Here is a 19,658-nt window from a genome sequence, read left to right on the forward strand (position 1 = left end):
ATGCCGAGCCATGTCAGACCTGCTGACCGGAGACTTCTACGAGTTCGAGAACCTGCTCGACGACGAGGAGCGGCGAACCCTCGTCAGGGTGCGCGAGTTCCTCAACGAGCGGGTCGTCCCCATCGCCAACGACTGCTGGGCGCGCGCCGAGTTCCCGCTCGACCTCGTCCAGGGCTACGCCGACCTGGGCATCGCCGGGCTGGCCTACCCCGAGTGCCCGGGGCCGAAGCCGAGCGGGCTGCTGAGCGGGTTCCTGGCGATGGAGATGGCGCACGCGGACGCCTCGATGGCGACGTTCTTCGGCGTGCACACGGGGCTGGCCATGGGCAGCATCGCGGCGTGCGGGTCGGAGGAGCAGCGGGAGCGGTGGCTGCCCGAGATGGGGCGGATGACGAGGATCGGCGCGTTCGCCCTGACCGAGCCGAACAGCGGCTCCGACGTGGCCGGGGGCCTGCGGACCGTCGCCAGGCGGGAAGGGGACACGTGGGTGCTGAACGGGTCCAAGCGCTGGATCGGCAACGGCACCTTCGCGGACCTGATCGTCGTATGGGCGCGTGACATCGACGATGCCCAGGTCAAGGGCTTCGTGGTCGAGCGGGGCACGCCCGGCTGCACCGCCACCAAGATCGAGAACAAGATGGCCCTGCGCACCGTCCAGAACGCCGACATCACGCTGTCCGACTGCCGCGTGCCGGAGGTCAACCGGCTGCAGCGGGCGCTGTCGTTCCGCGACACCGCCAAGATCCTGCGCCGTACCCGCAGCGGGGTCGCCTGGCAGGCGGTCGGCATCATGCTGGCCGCGTACGAGATCGCGCTGCGCTACGCCAAGGAGCGCGAGCAGTTCGCCCGGCCGATCGCCAAGTTCCAGCTCGTGCAGGACCTGCTGGTCAGGATGCTCGGAAGCGCCACGGCGTGCCTCGGCATGGTGGTACGGCTGGCGCAGCTCCAGGACGAGGGCACCTTCCGCGACGAGCACTCCGCGCTGGCCAAGGCGTACTGCACCACGGAGATGCGCCAGGTCGTCGGCCTGGCCCGCGAGCTGCTCGCCGGAAACGGCATCATCCTCGACTACGACATCGGCAGGTTCGTGGCCGACGCCGAGGCGATCTACTCCTACGAGGGCACCCGCGAGATCAACACGCTCATCGTCGGGCGCGCGATCACCGGGTACGGCGCCTTCGTCTGACCGGCTCCACGCCCTCCGGCGGAAACCTCCCGCATACAGGGATGTAACAGGCGTACTCCACGCTCTAGTGACATTCCGGGCCGCCAGGGTTGCGAGGAGAGACATGAGAGTGCCGACGAGCCCGAGTCACGTGCGCGAAGCGCTGATCGCGCGGCTAGGACGGCGCAGCTTCCTGCGCGCCGCCGCGGTCGTGACCGGGACGGGCGGGGGCCTGCTCGTGGCCGGCAGCGCGGCCGGCAGCGCCGCCGCGGCCACGCCGGTGCTGCCGCGGGAGATCCTGCAGCCGCACAAGGGCCCGATCCACGGCCGTCACTACCTGCCGTCGGCGGTCGAACAGGTCCGATGGGGGTACGTCCCGTCGGTCGGCAGCCGGCCGGCGCTGCGGATGCGATCGGGCGAGACGGTCACCGTGGACTCGGTCTCGCACGAGGGCATCCTGGAAGACCAGGGCCGCGACCCGGTCGCCTACTTCGGCGAGCACGGCGTCCCCCGCGCGAACGTGCTCCAGGACGCCGTCGCCATCGCCCGCGACTACGCCACGACGACCCGAAACTTCGACGTGGACGGCCCGCACGTCGTGACCGGGCCGATCTACGTGGACGGCGCGCAGCGCGGCGACGTGCTCAAGGTCGAGATGCTCTCGCTGCTGCCGCGCGTGCCGTACGGGGTCGTGTCGAGCCGGCACGGCAAGGGCGCGCTGGCCAGGACGTCCGGCGGCGGCGCGCCGGACGGGATCACGCTGGAGGAGGTCATGCCGCCCGTCGCGACCGACGGCCGGCCCACGGGCGACCCGCTCCGCTACGGCAACGTGTCGGTGTTCACGCCGGTACGCCGTGGGCGCAAGGGCGTGCCGAGCGGCGTCATGAAGCGCGGGAGGGGCGAGGTGGCGTTCCCGCTGCGGCCGTTCATGGGCATGATGGGGGTCGCCTTCGCCTCCGCCGCGCAGCCGACGGACCCCGCGCTCAACTCGATCCCGCCCACGCTCGGCGGCGGCAACATCGACATCAACCTGCTCGGGGCGGGCGCGACGTTCTACCTGCCGGTGTTCGCGGAAGGGGCGCTCTTCTACACCGGCGACCCGCACCACGCGATGGGCGGCGGCGAGGCGGCGCTGACCGCGATGGAGGGGTCGCTGCGCGCCACGTTCCGGCTCACCGTGTGCAAGGCCGGGTCGGGGGACGCCCCCACCGTCGCCTTCCGCTACCCGTTCGCCGAGACGCCGGACGCGTGGGTGCCGATCGGGCTGTCCGACCCGGACGGGTCCCAGAACGGCCAGGTGAACGACCTCGACGTGGCCATGCGGCGGGCGGTCGTCAACGCGCTCGACTTCCTCGAACACGACCAGGGCATGGACCGGGCCGTCGCCTACGCCTATCTGTCCGCCGCGGCGAACTTCGAGGTGTCCCAGGTGGTCGATCGGACCACCGGCGTGCACGGCGTGATCGTCAAGGACCATTTCGCCGGTTGAGCGGGCTTTATGATCTCTGTACGTCGTCGGCGACATATGTGACGATGATCACCAATCGTCGCGTTCGGCACCATGGAGGTCGTCCATGCAGCACGTCCCTTCCGGCGGATTCAGCAGGCGCGCGTTACTCAGGGCAGGGGGAGGCCTGGCGGCGGTCACCCTCGGCTCCGTTCTAGGCGCTCGCCCGGCGTACGCAGAAGTGCCGGATTCACCCAGGTTCGACCTGGGCGGCGCGGGCGGGAACCCGGTCTGGAAGAAGTCGCTGCACGCCAACTGGGTGATGCAGTCCTTCGCGTACGACAACGTGCACCAGCACATCTACTTCGCGCAGGTGAACTCCCAGAACACCGATCCGGCCCACGCCGGCGACCTGTGGATCACGAAGACCGACACGGCCGGCCGGCAACTGGGCGCCATGACGCTGCACAACTTCGGGCACGGGGTGTCGATCGCGGTGGAGCCGTACAACGGATCGGTCTATCTGTGGACGGAGTGGAAGTCGGGCGACAGCGGGTTCGGCACCAAGATCGGGCGGTTCGCGTTCAAGGACGGCGCCGTGCTGGAGAAGACGAGCGCGGCCGTCCAGGACCGTACGCCGTCGATCGGCGATGAGCTGATCAACCCGCAGCCCGCGATCGACCCCTCCACCGGCCGGCTGCTCGTGCGCTACAAGACCGGCACGGACCTGCCGCGCATCGTCGCGTTCGACCTGGAGGACGCCCGCGCGGGGCGGCTGCTGAGCGAGCATCGCCTGGCGGAGCGGGCCCTGCCGTCGCGCGGCGCGTGGGGGACCGACAACCCGTTCCAGGGCTTCACCGCGTACGGGCGTTACGTCTACCTGCTCGAAGGCCGGGTCAACGGCCCGTCGTACATCACCGTCGCCGACCTCAACGGCGCCGGCCAGTCCGTCGTGATCGACCGCGCGCAGACCTCGGCCGGTGAGTCGCTGCCCGGCCGCGAGCCGCAGGGCATGGCCGTCTGGATGCATGCGAGCGGGCCGCGGCTGGCCTTCGGGTTCCACTCCAACACCGGGGGCGTACGGCAGGCCAGCGTCTTCTACAAGAGCGAGTTCGTCTGATCGGCTGTGGCGCTGATCACCCTTGATGTGTGGATTGCTGCACAGATGATCGTCGCGGGTCTCCGTAATGTTCCTGCTGCCGGGCGAAACCGGCAGTACGGACAACGGGAGGAAGACATGCGTAAGACCCTCGCGATCGCGGCTCTGGCCGGTTCGATGGCCGTGACCGGCCTGGCCCTCAGCCCCGCCGCCGCCCAGGCGCAGACGTCGTCCAGTGTGCACACCGGGACGAGCTGGGGCAAGTTCTTCTCCAGCGACCACAAGGCGTACACGTTCGGCAAGACGTGGAAGTCCGGCGGCAAGGTGTTCACGAAGTGGTACGGCGTGGACAAGGCCGGCGGCAAGAAGGGCTGGGTCTGGTTCGAGTACTACCAGAACGGCGGCTGGCACAAGTTCAACCGCTCCTGGGACGGCAAGGTCACCGGGAGCTGGAGCGGCCGGGGGATCAAGAAGGTCTACACGTTCACCTGCTGGGCCGGCAAGTTCGACAACTGCGGCAAGAAGTACCGCATCTACTGAGCCGTGAGCTGAACAGGGGGGACACCCTTCGGTCGTGTCGGTACGAGATGCGACGATCGAACCTGTCGACCCCCTGAGCGATTGGCGCAGCATGACAGACGAACATGGCCGGAAGGCTCTCGTGGTGCGGGGCGGATGGGAAGGCCACGCCCCCGTCGAGGCCACCGAGCTCTTCATCCCCTTCCTCGAAAAGCACGGGTTCGAGGTGCATCGGGCAGACTCTCCGGCTCCGTACGCGGACGCGGAGTTCATGTCCGGCGTGGACCTCATCGTGCAGTGCTACACGATGGGCACGATCGAGCAGGCGGAGCTGAGCGGCCTGGAGGCCGCGATCCGCGCGGGCACCGGAATGGCCGGCTGGCACGGCGGCATCGCCGACTCCTATCGAAACTCCTCCGACTACCTCCACCTGATCGGCGGGCAGTTCGCCTGCCATCCGGGCAAGGACCCGGCCGAGCGGGCGGGCTCGCAGGCCGACAACTTCGTCCCCTACACCGTCAACATGCTGCCCGTCGACCACCCGATCACCGCGGGGATCGCGGACTTCGACCTGGTCACCGAGCAATACTGGGTGCTGAGCGACGCTTACGTCGACGTGCTCGCGACGACGACCCAGAAAGTACGCCCGTGGGACCCGTGGCACCGCGAGGTCACCTCCCCGGCGATCTGGACCCGGCAGTGGGGCGACGGGCGGATCTTCGTCGCGACCCCCGGGCACAGCGTCGACGTCCTGCAGGATGACAACGTGCGCACCATTGTCGAAAGGGGCCTGCTGTGGGCCAGCCGGTGAACATCGGCGTCGTCGGGTGCGGCGCCATCTCCGCCCAGTATTTCCAGACCATCGACCGGCTCCCGCAGCTCCGGCTGGTGGCCGTGGCCGACCTTGACCTCGATCGGGCGCGCGAGGCGGTGGCGCCCTACGCGGGGGTCGATGTGGTGAGCGTCGCGGACCTGCTCGCGGATCCGCGCGTTGACGTCGTACTCAATCTGACCATTCCCGCCGCGCACGCCGAGGTCGCGCTGCAGGCCATCGCGGCCGGTAAGGACGTCTACTGCGAGAAGCCCCTGGCCGCGACGGCCGAGGACGCCGGGCGGATGCTGCGGGCGGCCGGCGCAGCGGGGGTGCGGGTCGGTTGCGCGCCCGACACCGTCCTGGGCACGGGCACGCAGACGGCGCGCAAGGCGATCGACGACGGCCTGATCGGCAGGCCGGTGGCCGCGACCGCGACGATGCTGACGCCCGGTCACGAGCGCTGGCACCCCAACCCCGACTTCTACTACGTCCCCGGCGGCGGCCCGCTCCTCGACATGGGCCCCTACTACATCACCAGCCTGGTGACGCTGCTCGGCCCGGTGACGACGGTCATCGGCGCCGCCAGCCGGATGCGGGTCAAGCGCACGATCGGCTCCGGCCCCCGTCGCGGCGAGGACATCCCGGTCACCGTCGACACCCACGTCACCGGCGTGCTCGTGCACGACTCCGGAGCGCTGTCCACGCTGGTGATGAGCTTCGACGGCGTGGCGACCAAGGCCCCGAACATCGAGGTGCACGGCGAGACAGGCTCGCTCGTCGTGCCCGACCCCAACCGTTTCGACGGATCCGTCCAGATCTCCCGGCTGGGGGAGACGGGCTGGCACGAGCTGCCCGTGTCGGCCGGCTACGCCGAGGGCGGACGCGGCGTGGGCCTGGCCGACTTCGCCACGACCCCGGCCGGCCGGGAGCCCCGCACCGGCGGCTCGCTGGCCTTCCACGTGCTCGACGTCATGGAGTCGCTGCTGGCCTCGGCGGCCTCCGGCGCGGCGGTGACCATCGCCAGCACCTGTGACCGGCCCGAGCCGGTGTTCCTGGACCCGAGCGACTGGCAGCCCGGCCCGTCGTGATGACGCGCTGCGGGGCCGCCCGGCCCCGCAGCCTCGCTCACTCTCCCGGCACCAGGCGCGCCGGGAAGCCGCCGGTCGCGATCGGCCCCCAGCGGTCCATCGTGATGCGGATCAGCGACTTGTCCTGCCGGCGCATGGCGGCCCGATAGTCGTCCCAGTCGGGGTGCTCACCGGCGATGCACCGGTAATACTCGACGAGCGGCTCCAGGGCGTCGGGCATGTCGAGCACCTCCGCATGCCCGTCGACCTGGACATACGGGCCGTTCCAGTCATCCGACAGGATGCAGATCGACACCCGGTCGTCGCGGCGGACGTTCACCGCCTTGACGCGGTCGGGATAGGTGGACACGACGATCCGCCCGCTCTCGTCCACGCCGCAGGACACCGGTGAGAGCTGCGGCCGCCCGTCGCCGCGGGTGGTCGACAGCATGCCGTGATGCCTGGGCCGGACGAACTCCAGCAGCTCGGGCAGTTCGACGCGGCGGGCGGTCGCGATGTTCGGAGCCATCTCAGATGCCTTTCGGTGATATCGGCTTCCGATCCTTTCATCCGACGGGGTCATGTCGCCCTGGGGACACGAAGGCCCGCAGCTCCGCGCGCAGGTCGCCGTCCGGCGCGACCCGCAGATGCGCGATCACCTGCGGGATGACGCGAAGGCGCAGGCGCTCGGCGGCGTACAGGGCGGCGGAGAAGCGCTCGCGCTCAGGGCGCCGTCCGCCGGCAACCAGGCGGCCACGTCCACGGTCGCCGCCGGCACACCTCTTCGACAAGGACCCACAGCTGCGGCCCTCCCTGTCCGGCACGACCGACTCGCGCCTCCGCCCGATGGCCTCCGGCGGAGCCGTTCTCGCTGGGAACGCTTCCCGCGAAACTGCGGGCAAGTACGGCCAGCGCCGCCCATTCCCGCTCATCCAGCTCCAGCGCCGCGGCCAGGCGCCGCAGCGAATCACTGCGCGGGCGCTGCAGGGCGTCTCCTTCCAGGCGGCGAATGGTCCGGACGTTCAGGCCGGTCTCCGCGGCCAGCTGCTCCTGCGTCAGCAACGCACGCTCCCGCCACCGCCGCAGCAGCGCGCCTAACGTCGGCCTGTTTCCTGATTCCATGGGAGCTCCCAGGGCTGTGTTCGATGGATGCGTCTCACACCAACAGCCTTCCGCCCGGCCGCGTCGTTGACATCCGTCGCGGGGCGAGCCCAGGGATACCCCCTCTGCGGTACGTGGCGCGCCGCGGCAGCCGTGCTCGTACTACGTGGCGACCGTGACGCGGTCATCTATGTCGCCGACGACGACGGCCTGGTCAGGACTTACCGATATTGATCGAGCCGAGCACATCACCAGCCTGAATGACCGGCCCACTGATGTGCGCGTCGCCACCGATCGTGTTGCTTACGTCATGCTTGTGCTGGACGAGGTGGGTCGCGTCAGTCGTCCACGTGGACAGCGCCTGCCCGAACTCGGCATCTGCCTTCGCATGGTCCACCAAGATCTGGGTGATCGCCTCCGGCGAATGTGCGCCAGTGAGCTCCAACGCTGCGGCAGCGGGGGCGTCGTCGCCGAAACGCCTGCGTACGAGGGCGGTCAGTGAGGTCCAGGCGTTCTTGCCGGCTTCTCCGGCGGCGCCCCCGACTATCGCGGTGACGACCGCTGCCAGAGTGGGGATTACGCTCGGGTCCATCGCGCCTCTTTCGATGCGGGAAGTTTTCTCCAGAGTAAAGCCTTTTCTGTGGAGGGATTCCATCCATCGCCGCGAACTGGCCTGACGCAGAATTCTGCCGAAGAGTGGCCGCATATGGGGCAAAAAACGGTAAATGCTGCTGGTGGGGGGCGAGAGGCGGTGCGCGGGCCGTCCGGGTGCCCTTGGAATGGAGATCGACAAATCGCCGGTGGATTGCGGTGCACTAGAGAATCCGTCATCGTGGCACGTGGGTATTATCCCGAGCCAGGCAGGGATTGGTGTCCAAAAGACGTGATGGTGAACCGAAATTTGTCCGAAATTGTGCATAACGATGTGACAGGGGTGGTTCACGGTCCGTTAGTTCAGGCGCGTGATGTATTCGGGGGCGTCCATTTCCATACCGCGGCTTCACTGCCCGTGCCGAGCCAGCTCCCGCCACGGCCGCGCCTGGTTGATCGCGAAGCCGTCATCGCTCAGCTCGACGCCATGCGGGAGGAGCCGACGGATGTCCCGCTCACCGTGTTGATAACGGGCCCTGCGGGCGTGGGGAAGTCCGCGCTGTCCTTGGCCTGGGCGCACATGATCCGCTCTCATTTTCCGGATGGGCAGTTGTACGCCGACCTGCGAGGGCACTCCGGCGGCGACCCGGTGTCCCCTCAGAAGGTGCTGGGCGATTTCCTTCACTCCCTGGGCGTCCCGACGGACCTCATACCCGGAGAATTGGCGCAGCGGGCGGCGCTCTATCGCACCGTGACCCGGGACCAGCGGGTCCTCGTGCTGCTAGATGATGCGATGACCGCCGCCCAAGTGCGCCCGCTGCTCCCCGCCTCGTCGGCGAGCAGCACCGTGGTGACCAGCAGATACCGGCTGGCAGGCCTGCTGATGCAGGGGGTCCGCGGTGTGTACGTCGATCGCTTCGACGTCGAGGCGAGTCTGACCCTTCTTCGCGTCGCACTGGGGAACGACCGGCTGGAGCAGCAGCACGAGGCGGCCTCCGAACTGGTCGAGCTGTGTATGCGGCTGCCGCTGGCCCTGAGCGTCGCGGCGGCGCGTCTGGCCTCACGCCCGAGCTGGCCCCTCCGCGAGATGGTCACCGCGCTGGCCGAAGAGCAGAGAACCCTGGCGGCATTGACGATCGGAGACGATGTGGCACTGCGCTCCGCGCTCGACCTCTCCTATCGGGAACTTCGCCCGGACACCGCCCGGCTGTACCGGCTGCTGAGCCTCTTCCCTGGAGAGAGATTCGGTGGCGATGCGGCAGCCGCGCTGGCCGGCATTACCAGGATGGAGTCGAGGCGGCTGCTGGGGGAGCTGACCGACGCGAACCTGCTGACCGACATATCCGACGGGCGCTATCGCTTTCATCACGCGCTGGTCCGGCTGCACGCCTCCCAGTTGGCCCAGGCCGATGACCAGCGTGAGGTCCGGGACCCGGCAGTCGGCCGCCTGCTCGCCTGGTACCTTGCCACCGCCGCGTGCGCGGAACGCCGGTTGCGGCCCTATCGCACTCAGCTACCCCGGGATGCCGAGCCGCCTCCCGCCGAGGTGACGGATTTCGGCGGCCCTGGTGACGCGCTCGAGTGGCTGGAGTCCGAGCGCGCGAACCTGAGCGCCGCCGTCACTCTGGCGCACGAGCAAGGACGGGAAGCCACCTCATGGCAGCTCGCCGACACCATGTGGGCCCTCTTCCTTTTCATGGGCCATCACGCGGAGCGTCTCGAAGTGGAGGAGACCGGGTTGGCCGCCGCCCGCTCCTGCGGCGACCTGTATGCCGAGGGGAAGATGCTGAACCGCCTCGGACTGAGCCTCAATGCCCTCGGACGCCATGATGAGGCCGTCACGCGCTTCGAGGAGGCGCTGGAGATCTGGCGGCGGCTCGGTGAGCGGGAGAGGGAGGTCGGATCGCTGCGCCGGCTCGGACTGGCTGCCGCCGGGCGCGGTGACCACGCTGTGGCCATCGCCCGGCTCACGGACGCGAGTGCCGCCTATCACGCGCTGGGTGCCGACCGGAAGACGGCTCTGGCTCTGATCGACCTCGCGGGCGTGCTCTTGGAGCAGGACCGTGGTCTGGACGCGGTGGTCCACTTGGAGCGGGCGCGAGACCTGCTGCTTGGCGTCGATGACGCCTATAACCTTGCACGCGCGGGCATCTTTCTTGGCTATGCCCATGCTGCCTCGGGAGATCATGACGAGGCGGATCGGGAGCTGCGCGCCGCGCTGGAGGAGATGGCCGAGCTGGGGTCCTCGGTGGGTCGGGCCGCGGCGCTGGAGGGGTTGGGGGAGCTGGCTGAACGTGCTGGGCGGCGGGGTGAGGCGCGACGAATGTATGAGAATGCGCTAGAAATCATGGGTCAGGACGGATCTATCGGGTATCTCCGCATTAAGGCACGCATTGAGAGCTTTGACCGTGATGGTTGAATTGTCAGAAGATGCGAAAAAGGGCCACCGCTGATGCGCGGTGACCCTATATGATCATGATGGAGTAGTTAACTATCCCATCATGATCCAAAGCAGTAAAAGGTCCATTTCTCACCTATCATGTGCTGTTTTCGGGCAATCATGCCGCTTGGGGGCATGTGGTGTAGCCTATCTGGTAATGGTGCTTCCCGTACAGGCCCAAATCACGCTTTCGCATTCCGTGGCATTTCAAGGCGATCCCGAAGATAGTCTGCTTCTGGTGCACCAAGGCGCTCGAAGAGCGCTAGGGCCTGACGCCATGGTTGCTCGGCGGCCTTCCTGCCTTGTATGAAGAGGAGGACCTCGCCCAGCCCCAGAAGTGAGCTGGCCTCAAGAAACGGGTCGCCGAGCTCGCGAGCAAGATCGAGCGCCCGCTCGTAGCTCTCCCTGGCGAGGGCGAACTGGCCGCTGTGCCGCTGACTGTCGCCGATCCTCTGAAGTGCGCGCGAAGATTCGTACGGATCTCCAATGTCCCGGGCAATGGAAAGCGCCTTCTGGAAATGAATCAGCGCCTCGGCATTGAGGTCCATGCTCAGATAAGTAGACCCGATATTGCTGAGCGTGTCGGCTTCGTGTCTCCGGTCGCCGGTCTCCCGATAGATCGTCAACGCTTCGCGATAGAAATGCAGGGCTTCATCCCTGCGTCCTTCACGCTCAAGACAATTCGCGATGTTGTTGAGCGCGACGGCGCCGTTCTGGCGCCAGCCGGTCTCACGTAGAATGGCGAGAGCCTCCCTGAAAAGCTTGAGCGCGCCCCGATAATCGCCGTGGTTGAAACGCAACTCACCCAGATTGTTCAGGACCATGGCCTTCATGGCGACGTCGCCCGTCCCGTTCACGATCTCGAGCGAGCTCTCGAAGGCCGCCATCGCCTCATCCGCGCGTCCCAGGTACGACAGCGCGATCCCCGAATGCAGCAACGCGTTGCCTTCGCCATGCCGGTCCTCGATCTCACGGAACAACGCGAGCGCCTTCTCCGCGTATCCCAGCGCCTCCCGATTGCGCCCGGAAAGCCACGACACCCGGGCGAGATGATCCAGTGTGTCCGCCTCCCCACGCCGATCGCTCAGCGCGCGGAAGGTGTCGAGACCCTTGCCGGCGTGCTCCAAAGCCGCGGCGTAATGGCCTGTGCGGCTTCGCACCAGGCTGAGCTCAAGCTCCACGCGCGCCTCGCCCTCGCGATCATCGATTTCCTGGCAGGCTCGGCGAGCGAGCTCGTGAACGCGGGCGGCGTCCTCCCAATGAGCGGATCGTTCCAGGTACGTCGCGACGGCCTGCGAAAGCTGGATCGCATCTGCGAGATATCCGTGCTCGGCGGCGTAATGCGCGCACATCAGCACGTTGGCCCGCTCGGCACGCAGCCACTCCGCGGCGGAACGCGGAGTGTCGACGGACGGCGAATCGGGTGGGTGGACGACATTCACGCCGGTGCGGCGTCTGTGCGGATAGAGGACGCGGTCGGCCTGGTCGGCGGTGTAGAGGTAGAAGTCGAGCAGCCGGCGGACGGCGCGCTGTGGCTCCTCGGAGGGCTCCTCCTCGGCGGCGCGTTCCCGGGCGTACGCCCGCAGGAGATCGTGGAACCGAACCCGGCCGGAATGCGGCTCCTCCACGAGATGCCGGTCGATGAGCTCCTCCAGGGCGTGTTCCGCCTGGGTGAGATCGCAGCCGATCAGCGCGGCGGCCGCCCCGATGGTGAGGTCGGTGCCGACATGCAGCCCGAGGCGCCGGAACGCCTTCTGCCGTCCCGGCGACAGTTCGCGGTACGACAGATCGAACGCGGTGACGAGGTCGCTGTCGCCCGCGTACATCTCGGCCAGCCGGTCCTTGGAGCGCGACAGCTTCGCCACCAGGTCTTCGACACCTCGTGCCGGCCGGTGGCGAAGTTTGTTGGCCATGATCGTGACCGCGAGCGGGAGATGCCCGCAGAGCCGTACGAGCCGGTTGACGTCCCCGGCGTCGAGCCGTCGGTCCTGGCCGACGATCCGGCGGAAGAGCAATGCCGCCTCAGGCGGCATGAGCGCGTCCAGCGAAAGCGGACGTACGCCCTCCAGTCCGGCGAGCCGTCGTCGGCTCGTGATCAGTACCAGGCAGCCCGGTCTTCCCGGAAGGAAAGGTCGCACTTGCTCGGCGCTGGCGGCGTCGTCGAGCAGGATCAACATCCGGCGGCTGGCGAGCCGCGCGCGCCACAGCGCGGCACGCGGCTCCAGCGCCTCAGGAATCCGCTCCGGGTCCTCTCCCAGAAGCCGCAGCAGGACGTCGAGTCCTTGGGCGGGATCGATCGGCGGCTGGTGCGGATCGTGGGCCCGAAGATGCAGATACCACTGCCCGTCGGGATACCGGTCCGCCAGCTCGTGAGCCATGTGGACGGCGAGCGCCGTCTTGCCGACCCCGGCCATGCCGTCGATGGCCCTGATCGTCACCGCCGCAGAGGAACGCTCCAGGTCGTCGTACAGATGATTGAGCTCTGTCTCTCGCCCGGTGAAGTCGGGCGCATCCCGGGGCAGATTGTCGGCGAGCGGCTCTGTGGGAGCGTGCCGGCGTGCTGGAGGCGTGGCCAGATCGGAATCGCCGTGGAGTATGCGTTCGTACGTTCCGCGCAGGGATGGTCCAGGCTCGGCGCCGAGGTCTTCGACGAGGCGATGACTCGCCCGGTGGTAGGCCTCCAGTGCCTCGCCCTGACGTCCGCAACGATAGAGCGCCACCATCAAGTGCTGGACGAACGACTCGTCATAGGGATATTGGTGGACGAAGCCGTACAGTTCGCCGACGAGTTCGGCATGACGGCCTGCGTCGAGCTCCAGGGCGAGCCGCATGCCGATTGCCGCGCGATGCTCGCTCTCCAGGCTCGTCCGCAGCTTCGTCACCCATTCCCCGGACAAGCCGGAAAGCGGATCCCCTCGCCAGAGTTTCTCGGCTTCCCGGAGCAGCCGCAGCGCGTCCTTCCGGTCTCCGCTGTCCGAGATGGCCCTTGCCTGGGCGTTCAGTCGTCGAAACCGGTGCAGGTCGACCGTTTGGGGGTCGATTTCTAGCACGTAAGCACCGGAACGAGAGTTCAAGCGTGCCGCGGTGTCGCCGAGTCGCCGGTTCAGCCGGCCACGCAGGCGTGCGATATAGCTGTGGACGCTCTCGCGCGCTTTCGACGGCGGTGCTTCGTCCCAAACTCGATCGATCATGGTTTCGATGGACACGGGCTGCCCAGGAGTCAGGAGCAAGACGGCCAGCACATGCCGTTCCTTGGCCGAGCCGAGGTCACATGCCTCTCCGTCTGCCCATAACTCCACGGAGCCCAGTATTCGAAACTCCATGAATGTCCTTCCAGCGATCAAAGGACCCCTGCCGTCAGTTTCCCGCAGACCTCGTTAATGGTCCATACGCCATCAGCTGTCTGACTTGTCTGCTTCACGGTTGTTGCAAGGTTTTGTCCAGGCTTCTCATGGATTCTCGTATTGAGCCGCTGTGCGGGGGTTACGGCCAGGCGGATACGGCGCGTCAAAAGGGTGCCGTTTGCTGACGGGGGGTTCAAAAGTCCCATGTTGTGTTCAGAGGGATACCGGGTGCCAATCGGGCCGGATGCGCCGCGCTGGGTGACGCATCGCAGTCCGAGAACCGTGCTCGTGGTCGTCCATACGGTCACGTCAGGCCAGCGTCTGCTGGACGTCGTCCGCCTTCTCGCTGCCGACCTCCGGATACAGGTGGTCTTCACGATGGGTCCGGACGTGTTCAACAACGGGGTGGCCGAACTGCTCGCGCGCATCGGCGGCGTGACGCTTCCCTGGCATCTGGCCATCCGCGAGCAGTTCGACCTCGCCATCTGCGCCGCCTATGGGGGAATCGAGAACGTTCACGCGCCGCTCGTGGTCATCCCGCACGGGGCCGGCTACAGCAAACTCGTCAGCCGGCGGCTGGGCGGGGGAGCGGTGGCGGCTCGTGGCCTGTACGGGCTCAGCGCTCAGGAGCTGGTCCGGGACGGCACGGTGCTTCCGTCGGCCATCGTGCTCGCACACGACGCAGAGCGCCGGCGGCTGGCGCAGAGCTGCCCAGAGGCCGTGGCGGTCGCCGAAGTCGTCGGCGACGCTTCGCATGACCGGCTGGTCGCCAGCTCGCGACAGCGCCGCGCGTACCGACGGGCTCTCCGCGTTCCGGACGAGCATGAGCTTGTCGTGGTGACCTCCACCTGGGGACCGGATTCCCTCTTCGGCAGGCATGCGGGCCTGCTCCGGCGGATGCTGGCCGAGCTTCCCCGCGACCGCTACCGCATCGCCGCCCTTCTCCATCCGAACATCTGGTTCGGCCACGGTGTCTGGCAGATCCGCGCCTGGCTGGCCGACTGCCTGAAGAAAGAGCTCGCGCTGGTGCCGCCCGAAGCGGATTGGCGCGGCGCCCTCGTCGCCGCCGACCACGTGGTTGGGGACCATGGTTCGGCCGCGGTGTACGGCACCGTCTGCGGCGCCTCCGTCCTCCTGGTCGGCGACGTCGGGGACGACGTGGATCCGGAGTCCGCCGGAGGACTCCTGTCCTCGGCGGCGCCCCGGCTGCTGCTTGATCAGCCGCTGTCGGCCCAGTTGCGTGCAGCCGCCGCTGGACACCACCCGGGACGGCACGCCGCGGTCGTGGCACGGCTCACCTCGGCCCCGGGCCGTTTCGATCGGAACATGCGGCGTCTGCTGTACCGGCTGATGCGCCTGCCACAGCCGCTGGTTCTTCTGCGGGCGGATTCGGTTCCTCCGCCCTATCTGATCGGTTCGCCCGAGCACATGGCCCCAGAGGAGAAGAGATGAGCAGCACGATCGTCGTAGCCGGTGTCACCAGCCTGTACATGGCCATGCCCGTGGCGGAGTTCCCCTTGCCGTACGAGGCGCAACGGTTCCCTGAATGGATGAGAGCCGAGGTGTCCGGCGCCGCCTGCCACATCGCCAGCACCCTCCACACCCTTGGCGACGAGGCTCGGCTCTGCACTCTCGTGGGCAAGGATCTGGCCGGCGAGGCGATCGACACCGCGCTGCGTGCCAGAGGACTGCGGGGGCCAGGAGTGGTGACGGCACCGCGATCTTCCCTCGGCGTTGTGCTGGTGGCCTCGGATGGACGACGTTCCGGCCACCCGTATGTCGCCGCCGTCAATACCGTCGAGTACCCCATCGAGGTGTTCCGCGGCCTCATCGCCGGGGCCGACCTCGCCGTGCTCACCAACACCGCGTTCGTCCGCCCGCTTCTCGGACATGCACGTGAACGAGGTGTGCCGATCGCCGTCGACGTTCATCTGATCACGGATGTGGACGACGCGTACAACAGGCCCTGGCTGGAGGTCGCCGACATCATCTTCTGCAGCCACGAACGGCTGCCTTACCCTCCAAGACAGTGGATGGCGAAGATCTTTCAGCGCTATCCCGGATGCGCGGTCGCCGCCGTCGGTCTTGGCGGGCGGGGATGTGTCATGGGCGTGGCCGACGGAGCCCTGGTCAAGGTCGAAGCCGTCGCGCCCCGCGGTGTCGTGAGCACTGCGGGCGCCGGAGACGCGCTCTTCGCGTCGTTCGTCCATAGCTGGCTCGCGACGCGGAACCCCGTGACGGCGCTTGAGGACGCGGTGCTGCACGCCGGCTGGAAAGTGGGTGACACCTTTCCCGGCGCGACCTCGCTGACGGCCGCCGAGCTGGCGCGGCTGCGGGAAAGCCACCCCGTCACGACGTTCCTCGACCGCTGGGACGGCGACGGATGAACCGCTCCATGGAGAAACCTTGGATGAGAACTGCTTCGCCACTGGCCCGCATCCGGCCTCAGCCTCGCGAGGTCGAAGCGAAGCTGGCCGTGAACAGGTACCGGCCTCGGGCAAGACAAGCAGGTTCTCATGGTTGGACGATCATTCGCCGCCCTCGCCCTGACCACCGTCCTCGCGTACCCCTCTGCGGCGTATGCCATGACGGTGGAGCAGAAGCTCGCCGCGCTCTCCGGGCTCACCCAGCCCACCGTTCCCAGCTCCGCGGCGTGGCGCGAGGCCTGGGAGGACCGGGGATCGTGGGCCGCCTACGCCTTCGACTGGTCCACCGACCTGTGCTCAGGGAGCCCCGACCGGCCGTTCGGGTTCGACTTCCGGATGGCCTGCAGGCGGCACGACTTCGGCTATCGCAACTACAAGGCCGTGCACCGGTTCCTGCCCAACAAGGAGCACGTCGACAGCGCGTTCCTCGCCGACCTGCGGCAGGTGTGCGCCGGGTACGGCAGAGCCGCCGGATCCACCTGCGACGGGCTCGCCTGGTCGTACTACCAGGCGGTCCGGCGTTTCGGCGCTCTCGGGGTCATCGGCTCACAGATTGGCCAGGCCGACCCCGACCAGGACGAGGCTGGCGATGGAGGCGACGGCGCGTAGCGTGTTCCAGGTGGTCCACCTCGACGAGTAGTCCTTCCACGACATCTTCCCCGCGTCGAGCGCGTTGTTCATCGGCACGTTGATCCCCACGGTGACGAGGAACGAGCCGGCGAAGCTCACCGCGGCGGCGGCGAAGAACCAGAGCGCGGCAGAGCCACCCGCGAGGAACCCGGCCACCAGCGCCGCGATCGGTGAGCCCAGGAACACGATGTACAGCCAGGGGTTGAGGATCTTCCTGTTGATGCTCCGCATGGCCTCCTCGGCCTGCTCGGGGGCGATGGCGTTCAGGCCGGGCATGACGGACATGGAGAAGGTGTAGAAGAGGCCCGCAAGGGCGCCGTGCAAGGCGAGTGTGACGAGAGCCAGAATCAACATGTCCCTATGGTGATCGCTGGCGGTGAGACGGTCCATGGGCGGCGCGCTCAAACGCATACGCACCCGTCTACGCCCGCTCGGGGTACGCGGCCTCTCATTACCCCCGGTCAGTACGTCAGGGGCGGTTGAGCAGCAGGTCGGCGGCGCGGGTGAGGACCTGGGCCCGGGTACGGTCGCCGTGGTCGGCGGCGAGGAAGTGCGCGCCGATCGCCACGCAGAAGGCGAGCAGGCTGCGGGCCTCCACCTCGTCGGGGTCGGAGCAGAAGGTGCCGATCATCTCGCGCAGCAGCTCCATGCGCCGGTTGTCCACCCGGCGCAGGCGTTCGGCGACCGCTTCGTCGCGCCGGGCCCAGTCGCGGACCGCGAGGTCGATGGGCAGCAGGCGGTCGTTGGAGAAGGTGAGCATGCCCGCGCGGTGGATCTTGGTCTTCGGGTCGCCGCCCTCGATCTCGATGCGGTCGATCACCTCGTCGATGCTCTCCCGCTCCCAGACGTCCAGCATCGCCGTCAGCAGCGCGTCGCGGTCGGCGAAGAACCCGTAGAACCCGCCTTTCGTGACGCCGAGCCGCTTGGCCAGCGCCTCGACGCGGACGGCATCCGGGCCGCCGTCGGCCAGCGCCCGAAGGCCCTCCTCGATCCACTTGTCGCGCGGCGTGCGAGTGGTCGCCACGATGTGTCTCACCTCACCTCTCCGCCTTATATACGCCACCGTATAGTCGGGCTATTCTCCAGTTTATACGGTGGCGTATACACGAACGGAGACGGTGAGATGACCCCACATCCGGACAACGGCCGCGCGGCCGCCATGAGCAGTGCCGTCGGAGCCCAGAACATCCCGGTTTCCCTCCGAGCCCTCAGCTCGTTGCCGGACATCGACTACGCCGACCTCTTCACCCTCCCGGCGGATGCGGTCGCGACACCGGAGCAGTGGGCTCGGGCGATGTTCGGCGACGTCCCCAGCCCAGGGGAGCGGTTCATCTGGCGCGGCCTCCTCGGGCTCCGGCTCAGCCACGGGCGATCGCCGGACACCGTGGCCGGATGGCGGATCAGCGGGCGTGGCGACGGCTGGATCCGGCTCGAAACCGCGTCCTGGTTCCTGAACGCCAACCTGCTCGTACAGGTCTCGGGCGGGCGGGTCTCGCTCGCGACCTTCCTGCACTATGACCGGCTCCTGGGCCGGCTCGTGTGGCCACCGCTGTCCGCCGTCCACCGCCGCCTGGTGCCCAGGGTGTTCGGCGTCGCGGCGGCGAAGATAGACCGTCATGTGACGCGCGGCTGACGCGTGCCGGGCGGGTGGCAGCGGTTCTTATGGTGAAATATGCCGAATGGAGCGGGCGCGGCAGTTGGTCGGCGAGATGCTCGTCTACTGTTTCGTGGTCCTCCTGTGCACCGGCGCCTTCCTGGCCTTCTTCTACACGCCCGACGGCCGGATCGTGCCGTACACCGGCGGCTACGAGCCGCTGCACGGCGTACCGATGAGCGCCGCCTACAGCTCCGTCCTGAGCCTCAGCTTCGAGGTGCGCGGCGGCCTGCTCATCCGGCAGCTGCACCACAGCTCCTCGCTCCTGCTCGCGCTGGGCGCCTTCGTCTGGACCATGTTCGGCCGTTTCCGGTACGCGCCGGCCCTGCTGGGCCTGGGCCTGGTCCTGCTCAGCGGCCTCGCCGGCTACGGATCCGCCGACGACCTGCTGTCCGGGACCGTCCTGGGCCAGGTTCCCATCGTCATCTGGTACGGCCTGCACGTGCTGACCGCGCTCACTCTGGCCGCCACGCTGGTGATCTCCTCGCACCGGGAGGCCGCCCGCAACCCCAGAACCCCGGGCTTCGTCGCCCTCACCCTCGCCCTCACCGCCCTGGTGTTCCTCTGGCGCTGATCACGGGGATCCGAGGGTCGCCCGGGCCGTCTCGATGAAGCTCTGCAGCCGGTCGCGGAACACGCGATGCGCGTCGTCGAACCGCGAACGCGCTTCCGGGGCGTCTTGCGCGAGGTGCCACAGCGCTCCGTTGGCCTCCGCGACCGCCTCACGCACGGCCCCGGCCTTCGCGGCGACGGCTTCTGGCCCCTCGATCAGCACCACCCTCGCGCACCGGGCCAGCGGATCGTAGGCGTCCCGCAGGGCGGTGCGCAGCTCCTGGAGCTTGGCAAGCTTCTCGTCAGCCTCGTCGCCGAGCCGGTAATAGAGCTCGCCGGTGATGTGGGCCTGTTCCAGGAACTCCAGGTAAGCCGTCCGCCGCGCCTCACGTATCTGGCCGTGCTGCTGCGCCTTGGCGGCGGTCTCGGCCTGGATCCGCGCCGTACGGGCATTATCGCGATCCACACCGTGCTGTCCACACGACCTCCCGGTCCAGGCCGGCGCGTCGGCTCGGACGCGGCCGGCCTGTCCACGAAAGCACCTGCCGGCGCCGTACGGCTACCGCGGAGGTCAGTGGCGGGTCACCACCAGGTCGGCGATCAGCGGTAGGTGGTCCGAGGCGTCGCTCGCGACGACCGTGGCCGACCGGACCTGAACGTCCGCCGAGACCAGCACGTAGTCGATGCGCGCCGTCGGGGTCCGCCGTGGCGGTAGCCATCAGTACGAGTACAGCGGACGCGGCGAATCTGGCCAAGCGCGACACGAACCTGCGGAGATGGCCGATCGAGGTAAGGGCCGCCGCCGCTCG

The 19,658-nt window shown here is 68.2% G+C and carries 20 protein-coding genes; 12 read left to right on the plus strand and 8 right to left on the minus strand.

Annotated elements, in window-relative coordinates:
• The first annotated feature begins 10 nt into the window (after nucleotides 1-10).
• The 6 genes from ABEA43_RS30265 (at nucleotide 11) to ABEA43_RS30290 (ending at nucleotide 6,132) form a co-directional block, all read left to right on the plus strand.
• On the plus strand, nucleotides 11-1,186 hold the full coding sequence (locus tag ABEA43_RS30265; protein WP_345567059.1) for an acyl-CoA dehydrogenase family protein: 1,176 nt from the start codon (nucleotides 11-13) through the stop codon (nucleotides 1,184-1,186).
• 103 nt (nucleotides 1,187-1,289) lie between these two features.
• The gene (locus ABEA43_RS30270; RefSeq protein WP_345567060.1) at nucleotides 1,290-2,654 is read left to right on the plus strand and encodes an acetamidase/formamidase family protein; all 1,365 of its coding nucleotides are present in this window, start codon (nucleotides 1,290-1,292) and stop codon (nucleotides 2,652-2,654) included.
• A gap of 85 nt (nucleotides 2,655-2,739) precedes the next feature.
• Nucleotides 2,740-3,732, plus strand: coding sequence for a phage baseplate protein (locus ABEA43_RS30275; protein ID WP_345567061.1), 993 nt, complete (start codon nucleotides 2,740-2,742; stop codon nucleotides 3,730-3,732).
• A 117-nt stretch (nucleotides 3,733-3,849) separates the two neighbouring features.
• A complete protein-coding gene (locus tag ABEA43_RS30280; RefSeq protein WP_345567062.1) occupies nucleotides 3,850-4,251 on the plus strand; it encodes a hypothetical protein in 402 nt (133 codons plus the stop codon).
• Between the two features lie 91 nt (nucleotides 4,252-4,342).
• Complete coding sequence (locus tag ABEA43_RS30285) at nucleotides 4,343-5,041, plus strand: ThuA domain-containing protein (protein ID WP_345567064.1); 699 nt, start codon at nucleotides 4,343-4,345, stop codon at nucleotides 5,039-5,041.
• Entirely contained in the window at nucleotides 5,026-6,132 is a 1,107-nt protein-coding gene (locus ABEA43_RS30290; RefSeq protein WP_345567066.1) for a Gfo/Idh/MocA family protein, read from the plus strand. The genes ABEA43_RS30285 and ABEA43_RS30290 overlap by 16 nt, the downstream gene beginning before the upstream one ends.
• 37 nt (nucleotides 6,133-6,169) lie before the next feature.
• Here the strand turns inward: ABEA43_RS30290 and ABEA43_RS30295 are convergent, their stop codons facing one another.
• From ABEA43_RS30295 to ABEA43_RS30305, 4 genes are all read right to left on the minus strand, one after another.
• The gene (locus ABEA43_RS30295; protein WP_345567068.1) at nucleotides 6,170-6,640 is read right to left on the minus strand and encodes a PPOX class F420-dependent oxidoreductase; all 471 of its coding nucleotides are present in this window, start codon (nucleotides 6,638-6,640) and stop codon (nucleotides 6,170-6,172) included.
• A gap of 37 nt (nucleotides 6,641-6,677) precedes the next feature.
• On the minus strand, nucleotides 6,678-6,902 hold the full coding sequence (locus ABEA43_RS30300) for a hypothetical protein (RefSeq protein ID WP_345567070.1): 225 nt from the start codon (nucleotides 6,900-6,902) through the stop codon (nucleotides 6,678-6,680).
• The gene (locus tag ABEA43_RS68235) at nucleotides 6,835-7,233 is read right to left on the minus strand and encodes a helix-turn-helix domain-containing protein (protein WP_425570381.1); all 399 of its coding nucleotides are present in this window, start codon (nucleotides 7,231-7,233) and stop codon (nucleotides 6,835-6,837) included. The genes ABEA43_RS30300 and ABEA43_RS68235 overlap by 68 nt, the downstream gene beginning before the upstream one ends.
• 193 nt (nucleotides 7,234-7,426) lie before the next feature.
• Entirely contained in the window at nucleotides 7,427-7,867 is a 441-nt protein-coding gene (locus ABEA43_RS30305; RefSeq protein WP_345567072.1) for a hypothetical protein, read from the minus strand.
• 246 nt (nucleotides 7,868-8,113) lie between these two features.
• Between ABEA43_RS30305 and ABEA43_RS30310 the strand changes: the two genes are divergently transcribed.
• Nucleotides 8,114-10,222, plus strand: coding sequence for a tetratricopeptide repeat protein (locus tag ABEA43_RS30310; protein ID WP_345567074.1), 2,109 nt, complete (start codon nucleotides 8,114-8,116; stop codon nucleotides 10,220-10,222).
• 203 nt (nucleotides 10,223-10,425) lie between these two features.
• Here ABEA43_RS30310 and ABEA43_RS30315 read toward each other — a convergent pair whose 3' ends face one another.
• Nucleotides 10,426-13,566 carry an AfsR/SARP family transcriptional regulator gene (locus ABEA43_RS30315; protein ID WP_345567075.1) on the minus strand — a complete coding sequence of 1,047 codons (3,141 nt, stop codon included), beginning with the start codon at nucleotides 13,564-13,566 and terminating at the stop codon, nucleotides 10,426-10,428.
• Between the two features lie 303 nt (nucleotides 13,567-13,869).
• Here ABEA43_RS30315 and ABEA43_RS30320 point away from each other — a divergent pair, with 303 nt between their 5' ends.
• The 3 genes from ABEA43_RS30320 to ABEA43_RS30330 all read left to right on the plus strand — a co-directional run bounded on the left by ABEA43_RS30320 (nucleotide 13,870) and on the right by ABEA43_RS30330 (nucleotide 16,622).
• Entirely contained in the window at nucleotides 13,870-15,039 is a 1,170-nt protein-coding gene (locus ABEA43_RS30320) for a hypothetical protein (protein ID WP_345567076.1), read from the plus strand.
• Nucleotides 15,036-15,974 carry a carbohydrate kinase family protein gene (locus tag ABEA43_RS30325; protein ID WP_345567078.1) on the plus strand — a complete coding sequence of 313 codons (939 nt, stop codon included), beginning with the start codon at nucleotides 15,036-15,038 and terminating at the stop codon, nucleotides 15,972-15,974. The genes ABEA43_RS30320 and ABEA43_RS30325 overlap by 4 nt, the downstream gene beginning before the upstream one ends.
• A 129-nt stretch (nucleotides 15,975-16,103) precedes the next feature.
• Nucleotides 16,104-16,622 carry a phospholipase gene (locus tag ABEA43_RS30330; RefSeq protein ID WP_345567080.1) on the plus strand — a complete coding sequence of 173 codons (519 nt, stop codon included), beginning with the start codon at nucleotides 16,104-16,106 and terminating at the stop codon, nucleotides 16,620-16,622.
• Here the strand turns inward: ABEA43_RS30330 and ABEA43_RS30335 are convergent.
• Both ABEA43_RS30335 and ABEA43_RS30340 read right to left on the minus strand, forming a co-directional pair.
• Complete coding sequence (locus ABEA43_RS30335; RefSeq protein ID WP_345567082.1) at nucleotides 16,560-16,997, minus strand: anthrone oxygenase family protein; 438 nt, start codon at nucleotides 16,995-16,997, stop codon at nucleotides 16,560-16,562. The two genes, ABEA43_RS30330 and ABEA43_RS30335, sit on opposite strands and share 63 nt — an antisense overlap.
• A gap of 115 nt (nucleotides 16,998-17,112) precedes the next feature.
• Nucleotides 17,113-17,667, minus strand: a complete 555-nt coding sequence (locus ABEA43_RS30340; protein ID WP_345567084.1) for a TetR/AcrR family transcriptional regulator — start codon at nucleotides 17,665-17,667, stop codon at nucleotides 17,113-17,115.
• Nucleotides 17,668-17,766: 99 nt separating this feature from the next.
• Here ABEA43_RS30340 and ABEA43_RS30345 point away from each other — a divergent pair, with 99 nt between their 5' ends.
• Together ABEA43_RS30345 and ABEA43_RS30350 are read left to right on the plus strand one after the other, a co-directional pair.
• Nucleotides 17,767-18,276: a DUF2867 domain-containing protein gene (locus ABEA43_RS30345; protein WP_345567086.1), complete on the plus strand. Its 510-nt coding sequence runs from the start codon at nucleotides 17,767-17,769 to the stop codon at nucleotides 18,274-18,276.
• A 46-nt stretch (nucleotides 18,277-18,322) separates the two neighbouring features.
• Nucleotides 18,323-18,871, plus strand: a complete 549-nt coding sequence (locus ABEA43_RS30350; protein ID WP_345567089.1) for a hypothetical protein — start codon at nucleotides 18,323-18,325, stop codon at nucleotides 18,869-18,871.
• Here ABEA43_RS30350 and ABEA43_RS30355 read toward each other — a convergent pair whose 3' ends face one another.
• Nucleotides 18,872-19,315, minus strand: coding sequence for a hypothetical protein (locus ABEA43_RS30355; RefSeq protein ID WP_345567091.1), 444 nt, complete (start codon nucleotides 19,313-19,315; stop codon nucleotides 18,872-18,874).
• Nucleotides 19,316-19,658 lie beyond the last annotated feature (343 nt).

Source organism: Nonomuraea rosea (assembly GCF_039539705.1).
GTDB classification, from domain to species: Bacteria; Actinomycetota; Actinomycetes; order Streptosporangiales; family Streptosporangiaceae; genus Nonomuraea; species Nonomuraea rosea.

What these genes read in the sequence shown, in the direction of transcription:
- ABEA43_RS30270 (WP_345567060.1), top strand. Translation starts at nt 1,290, where the DNA reads ATGAGAGTGCCGACGAGCCCGAGTCACGTGCGCGAAGCGCTGATCGCG.
- ABEA43_RS30350 (WP_345567089.1), top strand. Translation starts at nt 18,323, where the DNA reads ATGGAGCGGGCGCGGCAGTTGGTCGGCGAGATGCTCGTCTACTGTTTC.
- ABEA43_RS30325 (WP_345567078.1), top strand. Translation starts at nt 15,036, where the DNA reads ATGAGCAGCACGATCGTCGTAGCCGGTGTCACCAGCCTGTACATGGCC.
- ABEA43_RS30305 (WP_345567072.1), bottom strand. Translation starts at nt 7,867, where the DNA reads ATGGAATCCCTCCACAGAAAAGGCTTTACTCTGGAGAAAACTTCCCGC.
- ABEA43_RS30285 (WP_345567064.1), top strand. Translation starts at nt 4,343, where the DNA reads ATGACAGACGAACATGGCCGGAAGGCTCTCGTGGTGCGGGGCGGATGG.
- ABEA43_RS30345 (WP_345567086.1), top strand. Translation starts at nt 17,767, where the DNA reads ATGACCCCACATCCGGACAACGGCCGCGCGGCCGCCATGAGCAGTGCC.
- ABEA43_RS30295 (WP_345567068.1), bottom strand. Translation starts at nt 6,640, where the DNA reads ATGGCTCCGAACATCGCGACCGCCCGCCGCGTCGAACTGCCCGAGCTG.
- ABEA43_RS30280 (WP_345567062.1), top strand. Translation starts at nt 3,850, where the DNA reads ATGCGTAAGACCCTCGCGATCGCGGCTCTGGCCGGTTCGATGGCCGTG.
- ABEA43_RS30335 (WP_345567082.1), bottom strand. Translation starts at nt 16,997, where the DNA reads ATGTTGATTCTGGCTCTCGTCACACTCGCCTTGCACGGCGCCCTTGCG.
- ABEA43_RS68235 (WP_425570381.1), bottom strand. Translation starts at nt 7,233, where the DNA reads ATGGAATCAGGAAACAGGCCGACGTTAGGCGCGCTGCTGCGGCGGTGG.
- ABEA43_RS30265 (WP_345567059.1), top strand. Translation starts at nt 11, where the DNA reads ATGTCAGACCTGCTGACCGGAGACTTCTACGAGTTCGAGAACCTGCTC.
- ABEA43_RS30275 (WP_345567061.1), top strand. Translation starts at nt 2,740, where the DNA reads ATGCAGCACGTCCCTTCCGGCGGATTCAGCAGGCGCGCGTTACTCAGG.
- ABEA43_RS30330 (WP_345567080.1), top strand. Translation starts at nt 16,104, where the DNA reads ATGGTTGGACGATCATTCGCCGCCCTCGCCCTGACCACCGTCCTCGCG.
- ABEA43_RS30315 (WP_345567075.1), bottom strand. Translation starts at nt 13,566, where the DNA reads ATGGAGTTTCGAATACTGGGCTCCGTGGAGTTATGGGCAGACGGAGAG.